The sequence below is a fragment of the Pseudomonas sp. MWU12-2345 genome (genome assembly GCF_023242385.1).
In the GTDB taxonomy this organism is placed as follows: Bacteria; Pseudomonadota; Gammaproteobacteria; order Pseudomonadales; family Pseudomonadaceae; genus Aquipseudomonas; species Aquipseudomonas gingeri_D.
The window spans coordinates 158065-179586 of record NZ_JALLJA010000004.1 but is presented as its reverse complement, the minus strand read 5'-3'; the positions used below and the strand labels follow the sequence as shown (position 1 = coordinate 179586).

The window sequence follows — 21522 nt, the reverse complement described above, 5'->3', positions numbered from 1 at the left end:
CTGCCTGTCCGGACGTAAGCGGCTGCCTAAAATTCAACAAATACGCGTCAGGAATAGTCTTTCAGACCCTTAGGAAATATCCCGGCGTGCTCAGAGATTCTGCAGGGCAGACAAGCTGCAGATTGACAAAACGCTCTAGCCTCGCTCCTGCAAGTCGAGTGTTCCATATTGACATCACGTCAACTCGTAACTAATGTTCGAGCCAGACGGCTGCATGTCTACGAAGATATCAGTGCATCACACACCTTGTAGACCCGCTCGTTCCGCCTTGTTGCAGGCAAAAAAAAACCGGAAGACCTCACTTTCGTGGGCATTCCGGATTTTCTTCTACAACAAATATGGTGGGTCGTGTGGGATTCGAACCTACGACCAATTGGTTAAAAGCCAACTGCTCTACCAACTGAGCTAACGACCCGCTGTGTGGTGGCGCGTATAATACTGATTTCTAACGGTAATTCAACACTTTAAATGAAAAAAATCAAAAATAACGTGTCGGATCACTGATTCCGGCCGCTGCGAAGCCTTCAGCACGTAGCCGGCAGCTGTCACATTTCCCACATGCAAAGCCGTTAGCATCCGCTTGATAGCAGGATACGGTCAGCGAATAGTCGACCCCGAGCTTGATTCCGGCCTGGACGATATCGCCCTTGCTGAGGTTCTGCAGCGGTGCCTGGATGCGGAAACCATTGCCCTCGACACCGGCTTTGGTCGCCAGGTTGGCCAGGGTTTCGAAAGCCTCGACGAACTCGGGACGGCAATCCGGGTAACCGGAATAGTCCACGGCGTTGACGCCGATAAAGATGTCACGGGCTCCGAGCACCTCGGCCCACCCCAGGGCGAGCGACAGGAACACCGTGTTGCGTGCCGGCACGTAGGTCACCGGAATGCCTTCGCTCGGCGCCTCGGGCACGTCGATGCTGCTGTCGGTCAGGGCCGAACCGCCGATGCCGTTGAGGTTCAGGCCGATAACCTTGTGCTCGATGACCCCGAGGTCACACGCCACCCGCTCGGCCGCCTGCAGCTCGGCACGGTGCCGCTGGCCGTAGTCGAAGCTCAGGGTGTAGCAGCTATAGCCCTCGGCACGCGCCATGGCCACCACGGTGGCCGAGTCCAGACCGCCGGAGAGAAGGATTACCGCTTTCTTGTCAGTGCTTGCTTGGGTGGTCATATCAGCGCCCCGGCTCGTCATTCCATAGGTATTTGTGCAACTGCATCTGCAGGCGCACCGGCAGGTTGTCCGCGACGATCCAGTCGGCCAGCTCACGGGCCGGCAGATCGTGGTGGCTCGGCGAGAACAGCACTTCGCCGGCACGTTTTTCCAGACCGTACTGAATCAGTTTGGACACCGCCCAGTCATAGTCCTCCCGCGAGCAGATCACAAACTTGACCTGGTCGTTGGGGGTCAGCAGCTCGATGTTCTCGTAGCGATTGCGGTGCGATTCCTTCGAGCCCGGCGTCTTCAGATCGAGCACGCGACTGACCCGGGTGTCCACCGCAGAGATATCCAACGCACCACTGGTTTCCAGGGACACGCTGTAACCAGCGTCACAGAGCTGCTTGAGCAAGGGAATGGCATTGGGCTGGGCCAGCGGTTCGCCACCGGTCACGCAGACATAACGCGGACGGTAATCGGCCACCTGGGTCAGCAGGCTGTCCAGGGTCATGAGTGTGCCGCCGCTGAAGGCGTAGGCACTGTCGCAGTACTGGCAGCGCAACGGGCAACCAGTCAGGCGCACAAAAACGGTGGGCAGCCCAGCCGTCCGCGTTTCACCCTGCAACGAGTAAAAAACTTCGGTGATTCTCAATGTGTCTTGCATAGTCGCCACGGGCGTAACAGCTAAACAGGCCGTCCGCCTCAGTCAGGCACCGCCATGAACCTGCAATCGCACAGTCCAGGACAGCGTGTTTCATAAAAAAGGGCGTGAATTCTAACGAAAAAACCCGCGACAAGCGCGGGTTTCTTCAAGCAGGCCGTCGGCCGTCACATGCGCTGCAGATCGCGCTGTGCCAACTGCGCGGCGGAAGTCCCGGGATATTGGGAAACCACCTGCTGCAGAATGCCCTTGACCTTGTCGGTATGACCCAGGCGACGCTCGACATCCGCCAGCTTGTACAGCGAATCCGGCACCTTGGCGTGCTTGGGATACAGCTGGCTGACCTTGGCAAACGCCTGGCCGGCACCTTGCAGATCGCCCTTGGCCAGGTTCACCTCGCCCAACCAGTATTGCGCGTTACCGGCGTACTGGCTATTGGGGTACTTGCGCAGGAAGGCGCTGAACGCCTGGCTGGCCTTGTCGAAGTCCTTGGCCTTGATCAGGTCGAAGGCTGCATCGTAGTAGAGTTTTTCCTTGGCCGGATCACCCGGCTCGCTGCTGGCCGCGGGGGCCTGGGCAGCGGGTGCAGCACCGGCGGCGGCATTGACATTGCCACCGGTTGAAGAATTATCAGGAGCCGCAGCCGCCGGAGCGCCGCCACTGCCTATGCGCCGATCAAGATCCTGGTATCGCTCCAGGTTTTCCTGCTTCATGCGCGCAATATCGTTTTGCAGAACCTCGATCACGCCTTGTTGCTGCGCGAGTTGCTCCTGCATGCGTTGCAATTGGTTGAACAGCTCGCCCTGTGCCGAGACAGGGGCCGAAACCCCTCCCCCGGCATAGGCGCCGTTCGTACCGTAACCCGCAGGCGGATAACTCCCACCGTTACCGGAGTTGTCATCGACCACAGGAACCGCAGCCCACGCCGCAAGCGGCATCAGGCTGAGAGCCAGAACAGTTACAGCACGACGGCACGTTCGCATGACGAATTACTTACGCAGTTCGACGCGACGGTTTTGAGCCCAGGACTGCTCGTCATGGCCAGTAGCTACTGGACGCTCTTTACCGTAGGAAACCAGTTCCAGCTGACCTGGAGCAACACCTTGCAGTACCAGGTAGCGTTGAACGGCTTTCGCACGACGCTCGCCCAGTGCCATGTTGTACTCGCGAGTACCACGTTCGTCGGTGTTACCTTCCAGAACGACTTTAGCGCCGCTAGCTTTCAGGTCCTTGGCGTGAACGTCCAGGGAGCGCATGGCTTCTGGCTTCAGGTCCGAGCTGTCGTATTCGAAGTAGAAAGTGGTGATAGCGCGCAGAGCAGCTTCTTCGCTCAGGGAGCCGTCGACTGCACCAGTGTTAGCGCCGTAACCAGCGTTTGGGTCTACAGCGCCTTGACCGGCATTGTCGCCGCCTTTGGACGAGCAACCTACAGCTACAGCCATGGCCAGAGCCAGCGCAGCAAATTTACCAAACTTCAGCATTTCCATCGTAAAACTCCTAATGAACCCCAGTGTGTTAAGCAAAATCGTAAAGCGCCGCGTCAGTTCAGGTAAGGGGACCAGGAAGGTTCTCTGACTTCGCCTTGAGCGGTAGGAAGCGGGAGCCTTACGCGTCCATTAATGGACACGAGCATCAAGACTCCCCGGCCCTGCTGGGCGGTGGCGTAGATTACCATGGTGCCGTTGGGCGCGACAGTGGCTGACTCATCAAGGTTGGTGTCTGTCAGTATTTTTACTGTCCCACGTTGCAAATCCTGAGCCGCGACTCGGAAATTGGTGAAGCCGTCCTGGCGGTGAATCATCACCAGGGTCTTTTCATCCGCCGACAATTTCGGGTTGGCATTGTAGTTGCCGATGAAGGTCACGCGCTCCGCACCACCGCCATTGACGTTGGTTTTGTAGATCTGTGGCTTGCCGCCACGATCGGAGGTGAAGTAGATGGTCGAACCATCCTTACCCCAGAACGGTTCGGTATTGATGCCCGGGCCGCTGGTGACGCGACTCATCTGGCGCGTGGCCATGTTCATCACGTAGATGTCCGGGTTGCCGTCCTTGGACAGCACGAACGCCAGGCGGTTACCGTCCGGCGACCAGGCCGGCGCACCGTTGAGGCCTTCGAAGTTGGTGATCTGCTCACGGCGACCGGTATCGATGTGCTGGACGAAGATGCGCGGACGCTTCTGTTCGAACGACACATAGGCGATGCGCTTGCCATCCGGTGCGAAACGCGGCGACAGGATCGGCTCGCGCGATTGCAGCAGGGTCACCGCGCGGGCACCGTCATAGTCCGAGCGTTGCAGGGTGTAACGGGTGTTGTTCACCGAGAAACGCTCAGCCGTGACATAAAGCATGCGCGTGGAGAACGCACCCTTGATACCGGTGAGCTTTTCGAACGACTGGTCGGAGATGTAGTGCGACATGTCGCGCAACTGATCGACCGTGCCCGACACGCTGCCGGTCAGCACTTGCTGCTCGGTGGAGACGTTGAACAGCGCGTACTGCACCTGCAGGCGACCGCCGGCCGGAACAATGCTGCCGACCATGATGTACTGGGCGCCCAGGGCCTTCCAGTCACGGTAGATGACTTCGCTGGCCTGGGTCGGCAGGCTGATCATGTTCTGTTTCGGAATCGGCGAGTAGTAACCGGAGTTACGCAGGTCGTCGCCGATGATCTGGGCCATGTCGTCCGGCAGGACGCTACCGCCCTGCCAGCCGAAGGGAACGACCGCGATGGGCGTGGCCCGATCGCTGCCGCTGGTGACCAGAATGTTCTTTTCATCCGCCATCGCCATCCCTGCCAGGCAGCAGATCACGACAAGCATTGTTCGAAGAAGGTTTCTCACAAGGCTAGATCCTCAGGTGTGAATGTCATCTTGAAGGAACGATAGGGCGCAAAGTCGCTCGGTTTCATTCCCTGCATTTCCGTCAAACGACCAATATTCTTGACCGCAGCTACCGCCGAGGCGTCAAACGGGCCGTCGCCACTGGACTTGGCTACCGAGACCGTGGTCACCGTACCGTCCGGCAACATGCCGATTTGCAGCACCACCGTCATACCTTTGCGTGCCGAAGGAGGACGTGCCCAACCTTCCGCTGCCCGCGAACGAATCAGATCGTCAAAGCTGCCCGCCGTTTCATCACCCTGCTCATCAGCCAGGGCCTGTTGGCGTTGCGGCGTGTCGGAAAGCAGATCTGCCAGGGCCTGGGCCTTTTTATCTTCGGCGGATTTACGCGCCGCATCCTGCGACTTCTTCTTCGCGGCATCGGCAGCGGCTTTCTTCTTCGCGTCTTCGGCGATTTTCTTCTTCGCCTCGTCAGCTTCGGATTTTTTCTTCGCGTCTTCGGCGGCTTTCTTCTTGGCGTCTTCGACGATTTTCTTCTTCGCGTCTTCAGCGGCCTGCTTGGCCTCTTCTTCAGCGGCCTTCTTGGCTTCGTCGTCGGCTTTCTTCTTGGCTATATCAGCCAGTTCCTTTTTCGCTTCGGCAGCCTTTTTCGCGTCGTCGGCTTTCTTGGCCTCATCGGCCTTTTTCGCCTCATCCGCGGCTTTCTTGGCTTCGTCGGCCTTTTTCGCGTCGTCGGCCTTTTGAGCCGCTTCCTCTTTCTTTTGTTCCGCAGCCTTTATCGCTTCCTGCTCGACCTTCTTCTGTTCCATCTGTTCGACTTCGGTCTGACGCGCAGCGGATTTCTTCGCCTCACCCGCAATCTTCTGATTGGTCTGGGTGGTCGCCTGACTTTTCGATTTCAGCTGATACAGGGTCGCCTGGACAATCGGCTTGGCTTCCGGCAGATCCGGCGTCATGGCAAAGCTGACGAACAGCATGCCAAAGATCAGGATATGCAGGCCGATCGCCCAGACCCAGGGCCAGAAGTAGCTTTCCGAAGCGGACGGCTCTCGCTGTTGGTGCATCAGGGGGCCTCGGTAATCAAGCCAACATTACCGACGCCGGCCTTCTGCAGACCGCCCATGGCACCCATGACGGAGCCATAGTCGACGGTCTTGTCACCGCGAATGAACACCTGGGTACGCTTGCCGCCTTCGGTGCCGGCACGGATGATCTTGGTCACCGCGTCGGTCATCTGCGGCAGGGTCATGGCCCTGTCCTGCTGTTTTTCGGTATCGACTTCGCTGCCAAGGTTCCAGTAGTAGGTCTTGTCAGCCTTGATCGAAATGGTCAGGACCTGGGTGTTGTTGTCCTGCGGCAAGGCTTCGCTGGAAACCTTGGGCAGATCAACCTTCACGCCCTGATTGAGCATCGGCGCGGTCACCATGAAGATAACCAGCAGCACCAACATCACGTCGATGTAGGGCACCACGTTCATCTCGGCGACCGGCTTGCGTTTGTGGCGAACTCGGGCCATGGGGATTTACCTGCTCACTCTTCGCTGGTGTGCACTTTACGGTGCAGGATCGCCTGGAACTCATCGGCGAAGGTGTAGTAACGGCTGATCAGGGTCTCGCCACGGGCCGCGAAGCGGTTGTAGGCGATAACCGCCGGAATCGCCGCGAACAGGCCGATGGCGGTAGCCACCAGTGCTTCGGAAATGCCCGGGGCCACGGTGGCCAGGGTTGCCTGCTGGGCGGTAGCCAGGCCACGGAAGGAGTTCATGATCCCCCAGACGGTACCGAACAGGCCGATGTACGGGCTGACGGAACCGACGGTGGCGAGGAACGGCAGGCTCTGCTCGAGTTTTTCTTCTTCACGGGAGATGGCCACGCGCATGGCACGGGACACGCCTTCCATGACCGCTTCCGGATCGACGCCCGGTTGCTGGCGCAAACGGGAGAACTCCTTGAAACCGGCACGGAAGATCTGCTCCACACCCGAGTCCGGGTCCGGGTTGCTGCCGGCCTGACGGTAGAGCTTGGACAGGTCGATACCCGACCAGAAGCGCTCCTCGAAGCTCTCCAGGGCGCGGCGGCCGGCGCGCAGCAGGTTGCTGCGTTGAAAAATCATGACCCATGAGGTGACCGAGGCGGCCAACAGGATCAGCATGACCAATTGCACCACGATGCTGGCATTGCTGACCAAGCTCCACATGGAGGAATGGTCGACGACGTTAGCTTCCACGCTTTATCTCCTGCTCTAAGTGAGTACCCGCGCCGCTTGTGTCGGCAAAGGCCGAACGCAAGGCTTCTGGAATGGCCCGGGGTTTTAAACTATCGGCGCGCACACAGGCCACCAGGAACCGCCCTTCACAGAGCAGCGTTTCATCATCAGCCCGCCTGACCTGCTGCTTGAAGCGCAGGCTCGCACGGTTCAGCTCAATCACCTCGGCGCTGATCAGCAGTTCGTCGTCCAACCGCGCCGGCGCGTGGTAACGCGCTTCGCTGGAATGCACGACGAACAACAGGTTCTCCCCTGCCAGCGACGATTGGGCAAAGCCCAATGCCCGTAGCCGCTCGGTTCGAGCCCGCTCCATGAACTTAAGGTAATTGACGTAATACACGATGCCGCCGGCATCGGTGTCCTCGTAATAAACGCGACAGCGATGTGCGAACGACTGAACCCCGTTTTGCGCGCGCATACTCTAGTGCTTACTCCTCAGGTTGCCAATCCGGCCAGGCAACTGTTTTTCATCCTTCGACGACTTTTTGCATGAAGATTCGTGACACGTGCCCTTCGGACAACGCAAACCGCGAATAAATCAGCCCCGATTCCGCTTTTACTCGTCCAACGCATCCAGAAACTCGTCTACCACGGGCATTTCACCCAAGCGCGACGGAATATTCAATCCGAAGTGCAGATAGGCATGCCGGGTCACCACCCGTCCACGGGGGGTGCGCATGATGTAGCCCTGCTGGATCAGGTAGGGTTCGAGCACATCTTCAATGGTGTGCCGCTCCTCGCTGATCGCCGCCGCCAGGCTGTCCACGCCGACCGGACCGCCGTCGAACTTCTCGATCATGGTCAGCAGCAGGCGCCGGTCCTGGTGATCGAAACCGTGTTCATCGACATCCAGCAAGTTCAACGCCAGGTCCGCCACGGCCTTGGTGATATGGCCCTTGGCCCGCACCTCGGCGAAATCCCGCACCCGGCGCAACAGGCGGTTGGCAATCCGCGGCGTGCCCCGGGCCCGTCGAGCGATCTCGAACGCGCCTTCCGGGTCCAGCGGCAAGCCGAGAATCCCCGCCGAACGGGTGACAATGGTCGCCAGGTCCGCGGTGCTATAGAACTCAAGACGCTGGACGATACCGAAGCGGTCACGTAACGGATTGGTCAACATGCCCGCGCGGGTGGTGGCGCCGACCAGGGTGAAGGGTGGCAGATCAAGCTTGATCGAGCGCGCCGCCGGCCCTTCGCCAATCATGATATCGAGCTGGAAGTCTTCCATCGCCGGGTACAGGACTTCCTCGACCACGGGCGACAGGCGGTGAATTTCATCGATAAACAGCACATCGTGGGGTTCAAGGTTGGTCAGCAGCGCCGCCAGGTCGCCGGCGCGCTCCAGCACCGGCCCCGAGGTGCTCTTGATCGACACGCCCATTTCCTGGGCGATGATATTGGCCAGGGTGGTCTTGCCCAGGCCCGGCGGGCCGAAGATCAGGGTGTGGTCAAGGGACTCGCCACGCCCGCGTGCCGCCTGGATAAACAGCTCCATCTGCTCCTTGACCGTCGGCTGGCCGATGTACTCGGCCAGGCTCAACGGCCGAATGGCGCGATCCTGGACTTCCTCGCGGTCACGCCCGCCGGAGGCGGTAATCAAACGGTCGGCTTCAATCACTTAGATCATTCCCTTCAGGGCGCGACGAATCATGTCTTCGCTGCTCAGGCCTTTGTCTTTGATGGCCGACACCGCCTTGCTCGCTTCCTGGGGCTTGTAGCCCAGGGAAATCAGCGCACTGACCGCATCGCTTTCAGCACTGGCCACCGGCTGCGCCGGGGCACCGTCCGGCTGGTTGGGCACCAGGGCAAACATGCTCGGCACGGTTTCCCAGGCCTTGAAGCGGTCCTTGAGTTCCACCAGCAGGCGCTCGGCGGTCTTCTTGCCAACGCCGGGCACCCGCACCAGCGCCGAGGTGTCCTGGGCCTGCACGCAGCGCACCAGTTCATCGACCTCCAGGCTCGACATCAACGCCAGGGCCAGCTTCGGCCCGACACCGTTGAGGCGGATCAACTCGCGAAAAAAGTCGCGCTCGCGCCTGCCGATGAAGCCATAGAGTAACTGGGCATCCTCGCGCACGACCAAATGGGTGTGCAGGGTCAGCGGCTCGCCGACCGACGGCAGGCGGTAAAGCGTGGTCATCGGCACCTCCAGCTCGTAGCCGAGGCCATTCACATCAAGGATGAGATGCGGCGGCTGTTTTTCAGCCAGAGTGCCGCGCAAACGTCCAATCACGTATCAGATCCTTATTTCTGGCCAGACCAGTGGCTGACGACTCGGAACGATAGCGCACTACCTTATCCGGCGTGGCGCTATCGGCAAGCAAAATTGTTTGAGGCGATGATGCTATCAGAGACGCAGGCGACCGCCACGGGAACGTGCCGCACCCAGGCCATGGGGCAAGAGACTGGAGCGGGTATGTGCATGGCACAGGGCAATCGCCAGGGCATCGGAGGCGTCGACTTGCGGTTTGGTGGTGAGCTTGAGCAGGTGCATGACCATCATCATCACCTGTTCCTTGTTGGCGCCGCCGGTACCGGCCACGGCCTGCTTGACCTGGGTCGCGGTGTACTCGGCGATCTCGAGGTTTTCCTCGGCGCCGGCGACGATGGCCGCGCCCCGCGCCTGACCGAGCTTGAGCGCCGAGTCGGCGTTTTTTGCCATGAACACCTTTTCGATGCCCATGGTCACCGGCCCGTAGGTCTGGATCACTTCGCGCACGCTGCGATAGACGATCTGCAAGCGCTCATGCAGTTCGCCACTGCCGGTGCGGATGCAGCCCGAGGCGACGTAAACGCAGCCACGGCCGGTATCGCGCACCACACCATAACCGGTGATGCGCGAACCGGGGTCGATACCAAGAATTAAAGTCATAACGCCTACGTTTGGGTCAGCCGAGCTGCTCGGCTACCGATTCGGGAATATCGGCATTGGAGTAGACGTTCTGCACGTCGTCCAGGTCCTCGAGCATATCGATCAGCTTGAGGACCTTTTCCGCGCCCTCCAGATCGAGTTCGGCGCTGGTGGTCGGCAACATGACGATTTCCGCATCCGCCGCCTTGAATCCTGCCGCATCCAGGGCGTTACGCACCGTATAGAAGCCGGCAAACGAGGTGAACACGTCCATCGAACCGTCCTCGTGGGTAACCACGTCATCGGCGTCGGCTTCCATCGCCGCTTCCATCAGCGCGTCTTCATCGATGCCCGGGGCGAAGGACAGTTGCCCCTTGCGCTCGAACAGATAGGCCACGGAGCCGTCGGTCCCCAGGTTGCCGCCACACTTGCTGAACGCGTGACGCACGGCTGCCGCGGTACGGTTGCGGTTGTCGGTCATGCATTCAACCATCACCGCCACGCCACCGGGGCCGTAGCCTTCGTAGCTGAGTTCGACCATATCGTCGGTGTCGGCCGCACCGGCACCGCGGGCCACCGCGCGATCGATGATATCGCGGCTCATGTTTGCGCCGAGGGCCTTGTCCAGCGCCAGACGCAGGCGTGGGTTGGAGCCTGGATCACCACCGCCCTGACGAGCGGCAACGGTCAGCTCACGAATCCACTTGGTGAAGATCTTGCCCTTCTTGGCATCCTGACGTTCTTTGCGGTGCTTGATGTTCGCCCACTTGGAATGACCTGCCATAACTCGCTCCGAATTCTCTTTGTGCTCTTTGAAACGTTGCCCGCCCTGCCCGGTGGCAGCGGCCGGCAATAAAAAGTCTCGACCTTGAAAAAAGGCGCATCCAGTGGATGCGCCCTCGGGTCCGTCTTACTCTGCCTTGGGGGCTTCGCGCAGGCGGATATGCAGCTCGCGCAGTGCCTTGGCGTCCACCAGCCCTGGCGCCTGGGTCATGACACAGGCCGCGCTCTGGGTTTTCGGGAACGCGATCACTTCGCGAATCGACTGGGCGCCGGTCATCAGCATCACCAGGCGGTCAAGGCCGAAGGCCAGGCCACCGTGGGGCGGAGCACCGTATTTCAGCGCGTCGAGCAGGAAGCCGAACTTCTCTTCCTGTTCCGCTTCGCTGATACCCAGCAGACGGAACACCGCCTGTTGCATTTCCTTGCGATGGATACGGATCGAACCGCCACCCAGCTCGGTGCCGTTCAGAACCATGTCGTAGGCGCGGGACAAAGCGGTGGCCGGGTTGGCCGCCAGTTCTTCCGGCGAGCACTTCGGCGCGGTGAACGGGTGGTGCAAGGCGGTGAAGCTGCCGTCTTCGTTCTCTTCGAACATCGGGAAGTCGACGACCCACATCGGTGCCCACTCGCAGGTGAGCAGTTCGAGGTCATGACCGACCTTGATCCGCAGCGCGCCCAGGGCTTCGCTGACGATCTTGGACTTGTCGGCACCGAAGAAGACGATGTCGCCGTCGACCGCACCGACGCGATCGAGGATCACGTTGAGGTTGGCCTCGGGAATGTTCTTGACGATCGGCGACTGCAGGCCTTCAACACCCTTGGCGCGTTCGTTGACCTTGATGTACGCCAGGCCCTTGGCACCGTAGATGCCGACGAACTTGGTGTACTCGTCGATCTTGCTGCGCGGCATGCTCGCCGCGCCCGGGACGCGCAAGGCGGCCACACGGCATTTCGGGTCGTTGGCCGGGCCGCTGAACACCTTGAACTCAACGTCCTTGAGCTGGTCGGCAACGTCCACCAGTTCCAGCGGGATACGCAGGTCCGGCTTGTCGGAGCCGTAACGGCGCATGGCCTCGTCCCAGGTCATGTGCGGGAACTCACCGAACTCCAGACCCAGCACTTCCTTGAACAGGTTGCGGATCATGCCTTCGGTCAGGCCCATGATGTCTTTTTCATCGAGGAAGCTGGTCTCGATGTCGATCTGGGTGAATTCCGGCTGGCGGTCGGCCCGCAGGTCTTCGTCGCGGAAGCACTTGGCGATCTGGTAGTAACGGTCGAAGCCGGCCACCATCAGCAGTTGCTTGAACAGCTGCGGCGATTGCGGCAGGGCGAAGAAGCTGCCGGCGTGGGTGCGGCTCGGCACCAGGTAGTCACGAGCGCCTTCGGGAGTCGCACGGGTCAGGATCGGCGTCTCGACGTCGAGGAAGCCGTTTTCGTCCAGGTAACGACGGATGCTGGTGGTCATGCGCGAACGCAGACGCAGCTTGTCGAGCATTTCCGGACGACGCAGGTCGATAAAACGATAACGCAGGCGGGTTTCTTCGCCGACGTCGGAGTATTCGTTGAGCGGGAACGGCGGGGTTTCCGCTTCGTTCAGCACTTCCAGCTCGTAACCCAGCACTTCGATGGCACCGGACGCCATGTTGGCATTGCCGGCACCGGCCGGACGCAGGCGGACCTTGCCGGTGATCTTGACCACGTACTCGCTGCGCACGCGATCGGCGGCGGCGAAAGTGTCGGCGCGATCAGGGTCGAAGACCACCTGGGCCAGACCTTCGCGGTCACGGATATCGAGGAAAATCACCCCGCCATGGTCGCGACGACGGTGGACCCATCCGCAAAGGGTGACTTCCTGGCCTTCCAGGCTCTCGTTCAGTTGGCCGCAATAATGGCTGCGCATCATGGTCGTGGTTCGCTTCTAGTCATTCGATTTCGGTGGAGGTCTTGTCTTGGCAACGCGACAAGCGCCCGCTCGTGTCGCTTATTTCAGTCGGCTTTATCGCCACCTGCCAGGTTTTTCTTGCTGCCGGTCTTGAAATCCGTCTCGTACCAGCCGCTACCGCTGAGGCGGAAACCCGGCATGGAGAGCATTTTCTTCAATTGCGGTGCCTGGCAGGCCGGGCAGTCGACCAGCGGTGCATCACTGATCTTTTGAATGGCTTCCAGCTGATGACCGCAGGAAGCGCATTGGTAGTCGTACATGGGCATGGGGCGTCTCGGCAATCAGATAACGGCATCACTGCTGCCCGAGCCCGGGACGGGCCATGCAGCAAAGAGCGGGATTATATCCGTTAAATCGAGCCTTTGCAGCCGTGGACCGGTCAGCGCCCCAGCCCATGCCGTCTCGCCAATCCACCGAGACGTCCGGGCAAGCCTAGAGGGCCCGGGACAAACCGCCCAACGTCAGCAGATGGACGACACAGACCACGCGAATCAAACCACTGAAATTCTTCACCCCGCCGTAGCGCAGATGAACCTCCATGTCCACATTGGACAGCAAGGCATTGACTGTACATTCATGGGTATTGGCAATATCGGCCAGTACCTTCCAATAAACCTCCTCCAGACGCAAGCAGGTGGCAAAACCATTCAAACGCACCGAACGCGAAACTGGCTTCGCCAATCCAATATCGAAATCCAGCAACAGGGGATCCACCCGGGTCTTGCGCAAACAACCGGAACTCCCCACCTCATGCCCTACCCACTGAACCATTTTCATCGCACTCCGTCGCTGCACACCTTTGAATAAAGGCGCTCCTGGCAAACCTCCTGACATAAAACATTAAGTAAAAAACCCTATCCAGCAGACTGCACCACAGCCTCCGTAGGAAGAGTCCATTAATAAGGAAGAACAACGAAAAGACTGGGGCCGCGACCAGGCGAAGGCCTGCGCCATCGCGAAGATGCCGGGCTCGCCGGCACGCGGTGCGAATGAAGCGCGACGGCTTCATCCGCACCGGCGCGGGCTCAGCCTTCGAGCAGGGCGCGCAGCATCCAGGCGGTTTTCTCATGCACCTGCATGCGCTGGGTCAGCAGGTCGGCGGTCGGTTCGTCACTGACCTTGTCCAGCAACGGAAAGAGACCCCGCGCCGTGCGGGTGACCGCTTCCTGGCCTTGCACCAGTTGCTTGATCATCTCCTCGGCACTCGGCACCCCTTCTTCTTCCTTGATGGAGGACAGACGGGCGTAGGTGGAATAGGTCCCCGGCGCGGGAAAACCCAGGGCGCGGATACGTTCGGCGATCAGATCGACGGCCAGGGCCAGTTCGTTGTATTGCTCTTCGAACATCAAATGCAGCGTGCGGAACATCGGCCCGCTGACATTCCAGTGAAAGTTGTGGGTTTTCAGGTACAGCACGTAGGTGTCCGACAACAGACGGGAAAGACCTTCAACAATGGATTTACGGTCTGCTTCGCTGATACCGATATCAATAGCCATATGTATCCCCTTGGTCAGAATGGATCATCGTCTTCGCAGGTGCAGGACCACTCTAGCAAGCGCCTACGACTCGCGCAGCCGCGACGACTGCGACAAATCCGCCACGGCGACCACCGGCAGGCGTCTGGCCCGCGGGCCGCGTCGGCACCGGCCCTGCCCCACCGCAAACTCTCCGACAGCGGCCCGGCGCCGAAGTTTGAGAAGGCATGGGCTTTGCTGTTAAATAGAGACTGTGTCGTGGCTGTCGATTCTCTGGCAGCGGCGCATAGGCGGATGCCCACACGTGCCCAACGCCTCACCTTTTTTCCAGAAGCGAACCGTGTGCCACCCGCTCTTCCTTGTGATCCGTCTTGAGTGAGTCAATCAAAATGTTGAAAATCGTCCACCTGCTAACGGGCGCCGTTGCCCTGCTGCTGTCCTTTATCCCCAGCCTGCGATCCGAAGCCCTGCCTTACCTGCAACAACCCGATGCGCTGTACCTGGCATTCTTCGGCTTGCTCAACCTGACCCTCGCGCCAGTCATTCCTTACTGGAACAAGGGTCCACGGCATCAACTGCAAATCCTGGTCAGCATCCTGCTGATCATCGCCGTGGCACTACAAATCCTCACCCTGCTCGCCCCATTGACCCTGATCGGCGGCCAACCCGCCGTGCTTCCGAGTCTGCTGGCCGCCGTGATTGCCGTATTGCTGCACCTGGCGGTGAGTTTCTACAAGAAATCTTCCCCGGCGGCGGCTTCCCACAACTACGACATGAGCAATCGCGATACCGGTACCGTGAAGTGGTTCAACACCTCCAAGGGTTTCGGCTTTATCTCGCGGGATTCCGGCGATGATATTTTCGTGCACTTCCGCGCCATCCGTGGCGAAGGCCATCGCGTCCTGGTCGAAGGCCAGCGCGTGGAGTTCTCGGTGATGAACCGGGACAAGGGCTTGCAAGCCGAGGACGTGATCGCGGCCCTGCCGCGCCGCTGATCGGCCACAAAAAAACGCGAGGCAGCCTGACTGCCTCGCGTTTTTTTATGCCTACGGATTGCTGTCAATAATGCGGCGGTGGTGCTTCTTCCTCAAAGGAATCGAACTGCCCCATCATTTCTTCATGACGCTTGAGCAAAGCGGCCATCTGCAGTTGCAGGCGCTCGACCACCCGTTGCTGCGCCACCAGCACATCATTGAGCGCCTGGATGGTGTCATCCTGAAACGCCTGGCGACTTTCCAGTTCGGTCATGCGATCTTCAAGGTTCATACGTCCGCCTGTACAAAACGCGAATCATGCTGGAACGCCACGCGCAACTGCTCGCGAATCACCATGACCTCCTCCTCGGTATAAGGCCGGGCCGGCTGCTTGCCCCAGACCGGTGCCGGCCAGGCCACATCGTCACGGCGACGAACGATCACATGCATATGTAACTGACTGACCACATTGCCCAAGGCCGCGACATTCATCTTGTCCGCCTTGAAGGTGACCTGAAGCAGTTGCGCCAGCTCCGTGGTCTCGCGCCACAGCTGCTGTTGATCGGCAGCCTTCAGTTGGAACACTTCACTGATATCCGCGCGCCGTGGCACCAGGATGAACCAGGGATAGTTCGCATCATTGGACAGCAGCACGCGGCACAACGGCAGGTCGCCCATCGGCAAGGTGTCTTGTTGAAGGCGCGAATCGAGAACGAACACCGTGAATACTCCTGCGTGACGGATAGGTTTGCGCCCGGCAAAAGCCAGGCGACAGGCCGTCAGGATACCCGTGATCGGCCACCGATTCACGGCCCTCGGCCGCGATGGTGGCAAATGGGCGAATACGGGGCAGCGCCTGCTCCAGAATGGAACAGGGCGCACTTTTTCAGGATAACAAACACCACAAAATTACACAGCAGCCAGAAAAAAACCCAGCCGGCCATAAAAATGTCACTTTTTTCTGAAATCCTCTGCCTACGTCATGGAGGGTGAGAGCTGACTCCAGGGACAAAAAAGCCGCCTTGCCTGCAGCCAATGTCCGCATCGAAACTGTAAATCGGCTTTTTGCACCAAAACCGCACACTACGACTACTATCAGTGCACGCTTCAGTCACCGACTACCCAGTCGGAGTGTGGACCGGTAACGTTTTGGGCTTTCCATGGATTTTCAAAGGATTAGCAGCACAAGGAAAAGCACTACGTCAAGCGCTGGCGTAAACGCCAACCGCCCTAGGTTTCACAAGGGTTTCAGCCTGATGACGGTGCCAGGTAAATTTTTTCTCACGATTTTTTCACTTTGTGCATGCTTGTTGCATTGGTAAGTGAATAGTCGCGACAGAGGGTCGGCCCGGACGCTGAAGCCCCTGCGACACCGAGACAACGCAGTGCAGTGCGCCCATGGAGAATTCAGGGCTTGAACATAGATCATTTGCTTCTATGCTCATTCCGCTGAAAACAGCGCTGAAGTTGTGCAGCCGCTGTACAAAGGCTGTGAATTTGCGACATGGAGCTAGCTTTTTGCGACAGGCTCGTAAAGAAGCCGCAAGGATAGGTGTGCAAGTATCGCCAAGTTTGTCAGCGTGATATAAGTTTGCGCCGACACAAAAAAGAAAGAGCCGCCCAGACAAAAATACAGGTGGGACGGCAGTACTCTTCCTAAAACCAAAGGAGCAAATCACGATGCGCGTGATGAAGTGGAGCATGATCGCCCTGGCTGTTACCGCAGCAGGTTCCCAAGTGGCTATGGCCGACCCGTTCGTAACCCCTCAGTCTGACGCCAAGGGTTTCGTTGAAGGCGCTTCGGCTGGTGTGGTTCTGAAGAACTACTACTTCAATCGGGACAAGAAAGATGGTGGTGTCGACCAAAAAGACTGGTCCCAAGGCGTGCTCGGCAAAGCCAGCTCTGGCTTTACCCAAGGTACCGTTGGTGTAGGTGTCGATGTCTTTGGTGATGCCGGTTTCAAACTTGACGGTGACAACACCCATGTGGGTAGCGGCAACCTGAGCCACGGAGCAGATGGCGTCAATAATAGCTTCGGTAAAGCAGGCGCGGACGTCCGCGTTCGCATCTCCAAAACCCAGCTGACATTCGGCGACTTCACCCCTACCACTGCGCCAGTATTCGCCGTTGGCGGGAGCCGTCTGTTCCAGCAAACCGCTCGTGGCTTCCAACTGCAAAGCAGTGAAGTCAAAGACCTCGATCTCGAAGCTGGCCATTTTTACGCTGGTAGCAGCACGGACTACACCTCGCTGCAGGGCAACCTGTTTGCCACCTATGCCGGTGTTACAGCCAAGAGCATCGACTATGTGGGTGGTAAGTACGCCATCAACGAGAACCTGACTGCTTCCCTGTACGGCGCCAAGCTCCAGGATGTCTGGAACCAGTACTACACCAACGTCAACTACACCCTGCCACTGGCTAGCGATCAGAGCCTGAACTTCGACTTCAACCTCTATCGCACAACCGATACCGGTGCGGCGAAGGCAGGTGATATCAGCAACACTGCCTACTCCCTGGCAGCTGCTTACTCCTTCCTCAAAGCACACACTTTCACCCTGGCCTTCCAACAGGTACACGGTGACACGCCATTCGATTACATTGGCTTGGAGCGTGGCAAGGGTAACCAGGGTGGTGACTCGATTTTCCTGGCTAACTCGATTCAGTACTCCGACTTCAACGGCCCAGGCGAGAAATCCATCCAGGCCCGTTATGACATTAAAATGGCTGAGTACGGTATCCCAGGCCTGAGCTTCATGGCTCGTTATGTCCACGGTCAGGGCATCGACGGCACCAATATATCCGCTAACAGTGCGTATCGTAATACCGACGGCACCCCTCTCTATGGCAAAGACGGTCATCACTTCGAAACCAACCTGGAAGCCAAGTATGTTGTCCAGTCTGGCCCTCTGAAGGATCTGTCCTTCCGTGCACGCCAAGCTTGGCACCGTGGCAACGCTGCCGACGGCGAAGGCAACATCAACGAGTTCCGTTTGATCACCGAGTACCCAATCACCATCCTGTAATCGCCTGATTACTTGCTTGATGATGTAATACTCGCTTGAAGAAAGGCCCATCCTGATGATGGGCCTTTTTTTGCGCCCAATATGGGCGTATATCTTGTAAGTCATTGAGTTCCACCCCCATAACTACCGCGTTTCTTGCCAACTTAACCTTACCGCATCACAAGGGTGGGTTTGCGCCGTGTAGCCATCATCAAATCATGCGATTTCTAGCCGAACCTTAAGCTAGATAAGAACTAAAATATCAGTTCAAACCCACCAACCAAAACAAGGGTTCAAAAATGAATCCGGCAACCTCTTTCTCTACCTCAAACAGCAATGAAGCCCTATCTGAAACACCTATGATATCGGCGTCCACGCGCCCACCTCCCCAACGCCGCACCCATTTTGATTCACACTTTCCTAATTACGACCAATTTGTCGCGAAAAAGTCATAAATCACCACTACGATTGCGCAGGCACAGCGCCGACAGTAGTATGTAATTGAAGCTCTGAAAGTTACCTTTCTTCCCTGTACTGCCGCCCAGGCCAGGTGTCGGCTGATTGTTTACATAATAGATGTCATACCTTGCCATTGCGCCAAGTTGGTTCGCTGTGCCTGATCTTCCGCCGTCAAACTCCCCTCTACCGGATACCGAAAAGGAAGTGATATGCCACGTCAAACATTCAAAGTCCTTGCTCTAACAGCAGCCATCTCCACGGCTCTAATCTGCGCACAAAATGCATCGGCCGCCTCGGCGGAACTTGTCGCAGCGGCCAAGGCAGAGGGCGAACTGACGGTGATCGCCCTGGCGAACTCCTGGTGCGGATATGGCGACCAGATCAAGAACTTCAAAGCCAAGTATGGCCTCAAGGTCAACGAACTGAACCCGGACGCCGGTTCGGGCGACGAACTCGAAGCCATCAAGGCGAACAAGGACAACAAGGGGCCGCAAGCGCCCGACACCATCGACGTCGGCTTGTCTTTCGGCCCCCAGGCCAAGGCTGCCGGTTTGCTGCAGCCCTACAAGGTCGCCAGCTGGGCGACCATCCCTGACTCGGTGAAAGATCCGGAAGGCTACTGGTATGGCGACTACTACGGCGTGCTGGCTTTTGAAGTCAACACCGACCTGATCAGCTCGATCCCGGCCGACTGGAGCGACCTGCTCAAGGCCGATTACAAGAATTCCGTGGCCTTGGCGGGCGATCCGCGCTCCGCCAACCAGGCCATCCAGGGCATCTATGCGGCCGGTATTGCCGCCGCGGGTGGGGATCCCACCAAGGCCGCCGCGGCCGGCCTGAAGTTCTTCGGCGATCTGAACAAGGCCGGCAATTTTGTCCCGGTGATCGGCAAGGCCGCCTCCCTGGCACAAGGCACCACCCCGATCATCATCCGCTGGGACTACAACGCCCTGGCCGACCGCGATGCACTCAAGGGCAACCCCAATGTGCAAGTGGTCGTGCCCAAGTCGGGCGTGGTCGCGGGCGTGTATGTGCAGGCCATCAGCGCTTATGCACCGCACCCGAATGCCGCCAAGCTGTGGCTGGAATACCTGTATTCGGACGAAGGCCAGGTGGGCTGGCTGAATGGCTACTGCCACCCGATCCGCTTCAACGACCTGGTGGCCAACAACAAGCTGCCCAAGGCCATGCTCGACAAGCTGCCACCCGCGGAAGGCTATGCCAAGGCCGTGTTCCCTACTCTGGACCAGCAGAACTCGAGCAAGGAAGCCATCACCAAGCAGTGGGACACCCTGGTCGGCGCCAGTGTGAAGTAACCGGCCTTCGATGGCTTTTTGTACTGGCATGGCCTTCACCGGCCACGCCAGTCATTTCATGGATTGGATGGCGGCTTGAAAGGCGGGCTTCACTTGACTGATACCTTGAGTTCTGCAAAACCCGCGACACCGTCCATACCGGGCAGGTCGCTCAATTGGCACTGGCTGGGTGTGCTGCCCTTTCTGGTATTCGCCATCCTGTTTTTGATCTTGCCCACCGGCTATCTGATGATAGGTGCGTTCCAGGACGCATCAGGCCATTTCACCCTGGCCAATATCGCCGGCCTGGCCGACCCGAACGTGGTCAGCGCCTACTGGATCAGCTTTCGCATCAGTGCCGCGTCGGCCCTGGGCGGCGGAATCATCGGCTTCCTGCTGGCCTGGGCGGCCGTCCAGGGCAAACTGCCCGAGTGGATTCGCCCGACCCTCATGACGTTTTCGGGCGTGGCCTCCAACTTCGCCGGCGTGCCGCTGGCCTTCGCGTTCCTGGCCACGCTGGGGCGGGTGGGTCTGGTGACCGCGCTGATGAACAAGTACCTGGGCTTCAACCTCTATTCCACCGGTTTCAACATCCTCAGCTTCACCGGGCTGACACTGACCTATCTGTATTTCCAGATCCCCTTGATGGTGCTGATCGTGTCCCCGGCACTGGAAGGCCTCAGACGCGAGTGGCGCGAAGCCTGCGATTGCCTGGGTGGCACCGCCTACCACTACTGGCGCTATATTGCGTTGCCGGTGCTGTGGCCGAGCATCATGGGCGCCATGCTGCTGCTGTTTGCGAACGCCTTTGGCGCGGTGGCCACCGCCTATGCGCTGACCGGCAGCTCCTTGAACATCGTGCCTATCCTGCTCTATGCGCAGATCCGCGGTGACGTGCTGCACAACCCGAACCTGGGCTACGCCCTGGCGCTGGGCATGGTGGTGATTACCGGGGTATCCAACGCGGGCTATATCTGGCTGCGCAGCAAATCGGAAAAGGGCCGCAAATGAAATCCACCTCGCGTTTGGGTGCCTGGATCGCCATCGGCCTGGGCACCAGTTATTTCCTGATTCCACTGCTGGCCACCTTTGAATTCAGCCTGCGCATGCTGCGCGGCGAATACAGCTTCGAAGCCTACCGGGTGGTGTTTAGCGACCCTCAGTTCCAGGCCACGTTTGGCTATTCGATCCTGATGGCGCTCATCACCATTGTGGTCGGCGTGCTGCTGGTCGTACCTACCGCCTACTGGGTGCAATTGCGTCTGCCCAAACTGCGCCCGCTGGTGGAGTTCATCACCTTGCTGCCCTTGGTAATCCCGGCCATCGTCATCGTATTTGGCTATCTGCGCATCTTCGGCAGCAACTCGTGGATACCGCTGACCGGCAACGAGCGGTCCACCGACTTCCTGCTGGTGTGCAGCTACGTCACCTTGTCGCTGCCCTATATGTACCGCTCGATCGATACCGGCTTGCGCACCATCGATGTGCGCACCCTGACGGAGGCCGCCGAGGCGCTGGGCGCGGGCACTTTCACCATTCTGTTCAAGGTGATCTTCCCGAATCTGCGTTCGGCGATTCTGTCCGGTGCGTTCCTGACTTTTGCCGTGGTGATCGGCGAGTTCACCATGGCCAGCCTGTTGAACCGTCCCGCGTTCGGGCCTTACCTGCAACTGGTGGGCGCCAACAAGGCGTACGAGCCGTCCGCGCTGGCGGTAATGGCCTTCATGATTACCTGGGCCTCCATGGGCTTGATCCAGGTGTTCGGGCGCAATGCCAAGAACGCAAGACCTTAAGCACATCCCTGGGTGGCATGCGTTCTGGC

24 protein-coding genes and 1 tRNA gene are annotated in these 21522 nt (G+C 59.0%); 5 read left to right on the top strand and 20 right to left on the bottom strand.

Annotation, left to right across the window (positions count from 1 at the left end):
- Positions 1-339: 339 nt before the first annotated feature.
- From M5C71_RS11045 to M5C71_RS10960, 18 genes are all read right to left on the bottom strand, one after another.
- Positions 340-415 (bottom strand) — tRNA-Lys (locus tag M5C71_RS11045).
- A gap of 63 nt (positions 416-478) precedes the next feature.
- Entirely contained in the window at positions 479-1168 is a 690-nt protein-coding gene (gene queC / locus M5C71_RS11040; protein WP_248767813.1) for a 7-cyano-7-deazaguanine synthase QueC, read from the bottom strand.
- A 1-nt stretch (position 1169) separates the two neighbouring features.
- Entirely contained in the window at positions 1170-1817 is a 648-nt protein-coding gene (gene queE / locus M5C71_RS11035; protein ID WP_100938837.1) for a 7-carboxy-7-deazaguanine synthase QueE, read from the bottom strand.
- A 164-nt stretch (positions 1818-1981) separates the two neighbouring features.
- Entirely contained in the window at positions 1982-2797 is an 816-nt protein-coding gene (gene ybgF / locus M5C71_RS11030; RefSeq protein ID WP_103499431.1) for a tol-pal system protein YbgF, read from the bottom strand.
- Positions 2798-2803: 6 nt separating this feature from the next.
- Positions 2804-3301, bottom strand: a complete 498-nt coding sequence (gene pal, locus M5C71_RS11025) for a peptidoglycan-associated lipoprotein Pal (protein WP_100938835.1) — start codon at positions 3299-3301, stop codon at positions 2804-2806.
- Positions 3302-3354: 53 nt separating this feature from the next.
- Positions 3355-4635: a Tol-Pal system beta propeller repeat protein TolB gene (gene tolB, locus M5C71_RS11020; protein ID WP_248745268.1), complete on the bottom strand. Its 1281-nt coding sequence runs from the start codon at positions 4633-4635 to the stop codon at positions 3355-3357.
- Positions 4636-4652: 17 nt separating this feature from the next.
- A complete protein-coding gene (tolA, locus tag M5C71_RS11015; protein ID WP_248745076.1) occupies positions 4653-5720 on the bottom strand; it encodes a cell envelope integrity protein TolA in 1068 nt (355 codons plus the stop codon).
- On the bottom strand, positions 5720-6172 hold the full coding sequence (gene tolR / locus M5C71_RS11010; protein WP_103499434.1) for a protein TolR: 453 nt from the start codon (positions 6170-6172) through the stop codon (positions 5720-5722). Before tolR ends, tolA begins: the two co-directional genes overlap by 1 nt.
- A gap of 14 nt (positions 6173-6186) precedes the next feature.
- A complete protein-coding gene (gene tolQ, locus M5C71_RS11005) occupies positions 6187-6882 on the bottom strand; it encodes a protein TolQ (RefSeq protein ID WP_100938831.1) in 696 nt (231 codons plus the stop codon).
- Complete coding sequence (ybgC, locus tag M5C71_RS11000; RefSeq protein ID WP_103499435.1) at positions 6872-7339, bottom strand: tol-pal system-associated acyl-CoA thioesterase; 468 nt, start codon at positions 7337-7339, stop codon at positions 6872-6874. Before ybgC ends, tolQ begins: the two co-directional genes overlap by 11 nt.
- A 138-nt stretch (positions 7340-7477) precedes the next feature.
- Positions 7478-8536, bottom strand: a complete 1059-nt coding sequence (ruvB, locus tag M5C71_RS10995; RefSeq protein ID WP_100938829.1) for a Holliday junction branch migration DNA helicase RuvB — start codon at positions 8534-8536, stop codon at positions 7478-7480.
- Complete coding sequence (ruvA, locus tag M5C71_RS10990; protein ID WP_100938828.1) at positions 8537-9151, bottom strand: Holliday junction branch migration protein RuvA; 615 nt, start codon at positions 9149-9151, stop codon at positions 8537-8539.
- 114 nt (positions 9152-9265) lie between these two features.
- The gene (gene ruvC / locus M5C71_RS10985) at positions 9266-9790 is read right to left on the bottom strand and encodes a crossover junction endodeoxyribonuclease RuvC (RefSeq protein ID WP_152738165.1); all 525 of its coding nucleotides are present in this window, start codon (positions 9788-9790) and stop codon (positions 9266-9268) included.
- A 16-nt stretch (positions 9791-9806) separates the two neighbouring features.
- The gene (locus M5C71_RS10980) at positions 9807-10553 is read right to left on the bottom strand and encodes a YebC/PmpR family DNA-binding transcriptional regulator (protein ID WP_100938826.1); all 747 of its coding nucleotides are present in this window, start codon (positions 10551-10553) and stop codon (positions 9807-9809) included.
- Between the two features lie 126 nt (positions 10554-10679).
- Positions 10680-12455: an aspartate--tRNA ligase gene (gene aspS / locus M5C71_RS10975; protein WP_103499438.1), complete on the bottom strand. Its 1776-nt coding sequence runs from the start codon at positions 12453-12455 to the stop codon at positions 10680-10682.
- An 83-nt stretch (positions 12456-12538) separates the two neighbouring features.
- Positions 12539-12760: a zinc ribbon domain-containing protein gene (locus M5C71_RS10970; protein WP_100938824.1), complete on the bottom strand. Its 222-nt coding sequence runs from the start codon at positions 12758-12760 to the stop codon at positions 12539-12541.
- Between the two features lie 166 nt (positions 12761-12926).
- On the bottom strand, positions 12927-13265 hold the full coding sequence (locus M5C71_RS10965) for a ribbon-helix-helix domain-containing protein (RefSeq protein WP_100939203.1): 339 nt from the start codon (positions 13263-13265) through the stop codon (positions 12927-12929).
- 254 nt (positions 13266-13519) lie between these two features.
- Positions 13520-13990 (bottom strand): Dps family protein, encoded by a 471-nt coding sequence (locus tag M5C71_RS10960; RefSeq protein ID WP_100938823.1) that lies wholly within the window; start codon positions 13988-13990, stop codon positions 13520-13522.
- 368 nt (positions 13991-14358) lie between these two features.
- On the opposite strand from M5C71_RS10960, the gene M5C71_RS33655 reads away from it, so the two are divergent.
- Positions 14359-14964 carry a cold-shock protein gene (locus M5C71_RS33655; RefSeq protein WP_103496683.1) on the top strand — a complete coding sequence of 202 codons (606 nt, stop codon included), beginning with the start codon at positions 14359-14361 and terminating at the stop codon, positions 14962-14964.
- A 64-nt stretch (positions 14965-15028) separates the two neighbouring features.
- On the opposite strand, the gene M5C71_RS10950 is transcribed toward M5C71_RS33655, so the two are convergent.
- Positions 15029-15235 (bottom strand): SlyX family protein, encoded by a 207-nt coding sequence (locus M5C71_RS10950; RefSeq protein ID WP_248767812.1) that lies wholly within the window; start codon positions 15233-15235, stop codon positions 15029-15031.
- Complete coding sequence (locus M5C71_RS10945; RefSeq protein WP_248767811.1) at positions 15232-15663, bottom strand: HIT domain-containing protein; 432 nt, start codon at positions 15661-15663, stop codon at positions 15232-15234. The genes M5C71_RS10950 and M5C71_RS10945 overlap by 4 nt, the downstream gene beginning before the upstream one ends.
- A 960-nt stretch (positions 15664-16623) precedes the next feature.
- Here M5C71_RS10945 and M5C71_RS10940 point away from each other — a divergent pair.
- The 4 genes from M5C71_RS10940 (at position 16624) to M5C71_RS10925 (ending at position 21493) form a co-directional block, all read left to right on the top strand.
- The gene (locus M5C71_RS10940) at positions 16624-17967 is read left to right on the top strand and encodes an OprD family porin (RefSeq protein ID WP_248745078.1); all 1344 of its coding nucleotides are present in this window, start codon (positions 16624-16626) and stop codon (positions 17965-17967) included.
- A 647-nt stretch (positions 17968-18614) separates the two neighbouring features.
- Complete coding sequence (locus tag M5C71_RS10935; protein ID WP_248767810.1) at positions 18615-19721, top strand: ABC transporter substrate-binding protein; 1107 nt, start codon at positions 18615-18617, stop codon at positions 19719-19721.
- Positions 19722-19814: 93 nt separating this feature from the next.
- Positions 19815-20711: an ABC transporter permease subunit gene (locus M5C71_RS10930; RefSeq protein WP_218586076.1), complete on the top strand. Its 897-nt coding sequence runs from the start codon at positions 19815-19817 to the stop codon at positions 20709-20711.
- Positions 20708-21493 (top strand): ABC transporter permease, encoded by a 786-nt coding sequence (locus M5C71_RS10925; RefSeq protein WP_103496678.1) that lies wholly within the window; start codon positions 20708-20710, stop codon positions 21491-21493. Before M5C71_RS10930 ends, M5C71_RS10925 begins: the two co-directional genes overlap by 4 nt.
- The last annotated feature ends 29 nt before the right edge of the window (positions 21494-21522 follow it).

Bases quoted from the DNA above. Each gene is read 5' to 3' on its own strand.
- ruvC (WP_152738165.1), bottom strand. From the start codon at position 9,790: ATGACTTTAATTCTTGGTATCGACCCCGGTTCGCGCATCACCGGTTAT.
- M5C71_RS10950 (WP_248767812.1), bottom strand. From the start codon at position 15,235: ATGAACCTTGAAGATCGCATGACCGAACTGGAAAGTCGCCAGGCGTTT.
- M5C71_RS10960 (WP_100938823.1), bottom strand. From the start codon at position 13,990: ATGGCTATTGATATCGGTATCAGCGAAGCAGACCGTAAATCCATTGTT.
- pal (WP_100938835.1), bottom strand. From the start codon at position 3,301: ATGGAAATGCTGAAGTTTGGTAAATTTGCTGCGCTGGCTCTGGCCATG.
- queE (WP_100938837.1), bottom strand. From the start codon at position 1,817: ATGCAAGACACATTGAGAATCACCGAAGTTTTTTACTCGTTGCAGGGT.
- M5C71_RS10925 (WP_103496678.1), top strand. From the start codon at position 20,708: ATGAAATCCACCTCGCGTTTGGGTGCCTGGATCGCCATCGGCCTGGGC.
- queC (WP_248767813.1), bottom strand. From the start codon at position 1,168: ATGACCACCCAAGCAAGCACTGACAAGAAAGCGGTAATCCTTCTCTCC.
- M5C71_RS10935 (WP_248767810.1), top strand. From the start codon at position 18,615: ATGCCACGTCAAACATTCAAAGTCCTTGCTCTAACAGCAGCCATCTCC.
- aspS (WP_103499438.1), bottom strand. From the start codon at position 12,455: ATGATGCGCAGCCATTATTGCGGCCAACTGAACGAGAGCCTGGAAGGC.
- M5C71_RS10965 (WP_100939203.1), bottom strand. From the start codon at position 13,265: ATGGTTCAGTGGGTAGGGCATGAGGTGGGGAGTTCCGGTTGTTTGCGC.
- M5C71_RS10940 (WP_248745078.1), top strand. From the start codon at position 16,624: ATGCGCGTGATGAAGTGGAGCATGATCGCCCTGGCTGTTACCGCAGCA.
- M5C71_RS33655 (WP_103496683.1), top strand. From the start codon at position 14,359: ATGTTGAAAATCGTCCACCTGCTAACGGGCGCCGTTGCCCTGCTGCTG.
- tolR (WP_103499434.1), bottom strand. From the start codon at position 6,172: ATGGCCCGAGTTCGCCACAAACGCAAGCCGGTCGCCGAGATGAACGTG.
- tolA (WP_248745076.1), bottom strand. From the start codon at position 5,720: ATGCACCAACAGCGAGAGCCGTCCGCTTCGGAAAGCTACTTCTGGCCC.
- tolB (WP_248745268.1), bottom strand. From the start codon at position 4,635: ATGCTTGTCGTGATCTGCTGCCTGGCAGGGATGGCGATGGCGGATGAA.
- ybgC (WP_103499435.1), bottom strand. From the start codon at position 7,339: ATGCGCGCGCAAAACGGGGTTCAGTCGTTCGCACATCGCTGTCGCGTT.
- M5C71_RS10980 (WP_100938826.1), bottom strand. From the start codon at position 10,553: ATGGCAGGTCATTCCAAGTGGGCGAACATCAAGCACCGCAAAGAACGT.
- ybgF (WP_103499431.1), bottom strand. From the start codon at position 2,797: ATGCGAACGTGCCGTCGTGCTGTAACTGTTCTGGCTCTCAGCCTGATG.
- M5C71_RS10970 (WP_100938824.1), bottom strand. From the start codon at position 12,760: ATGCCCATGTACGACTACCAATGCGCTTCCTGCGGTCATCAGCTGGAA.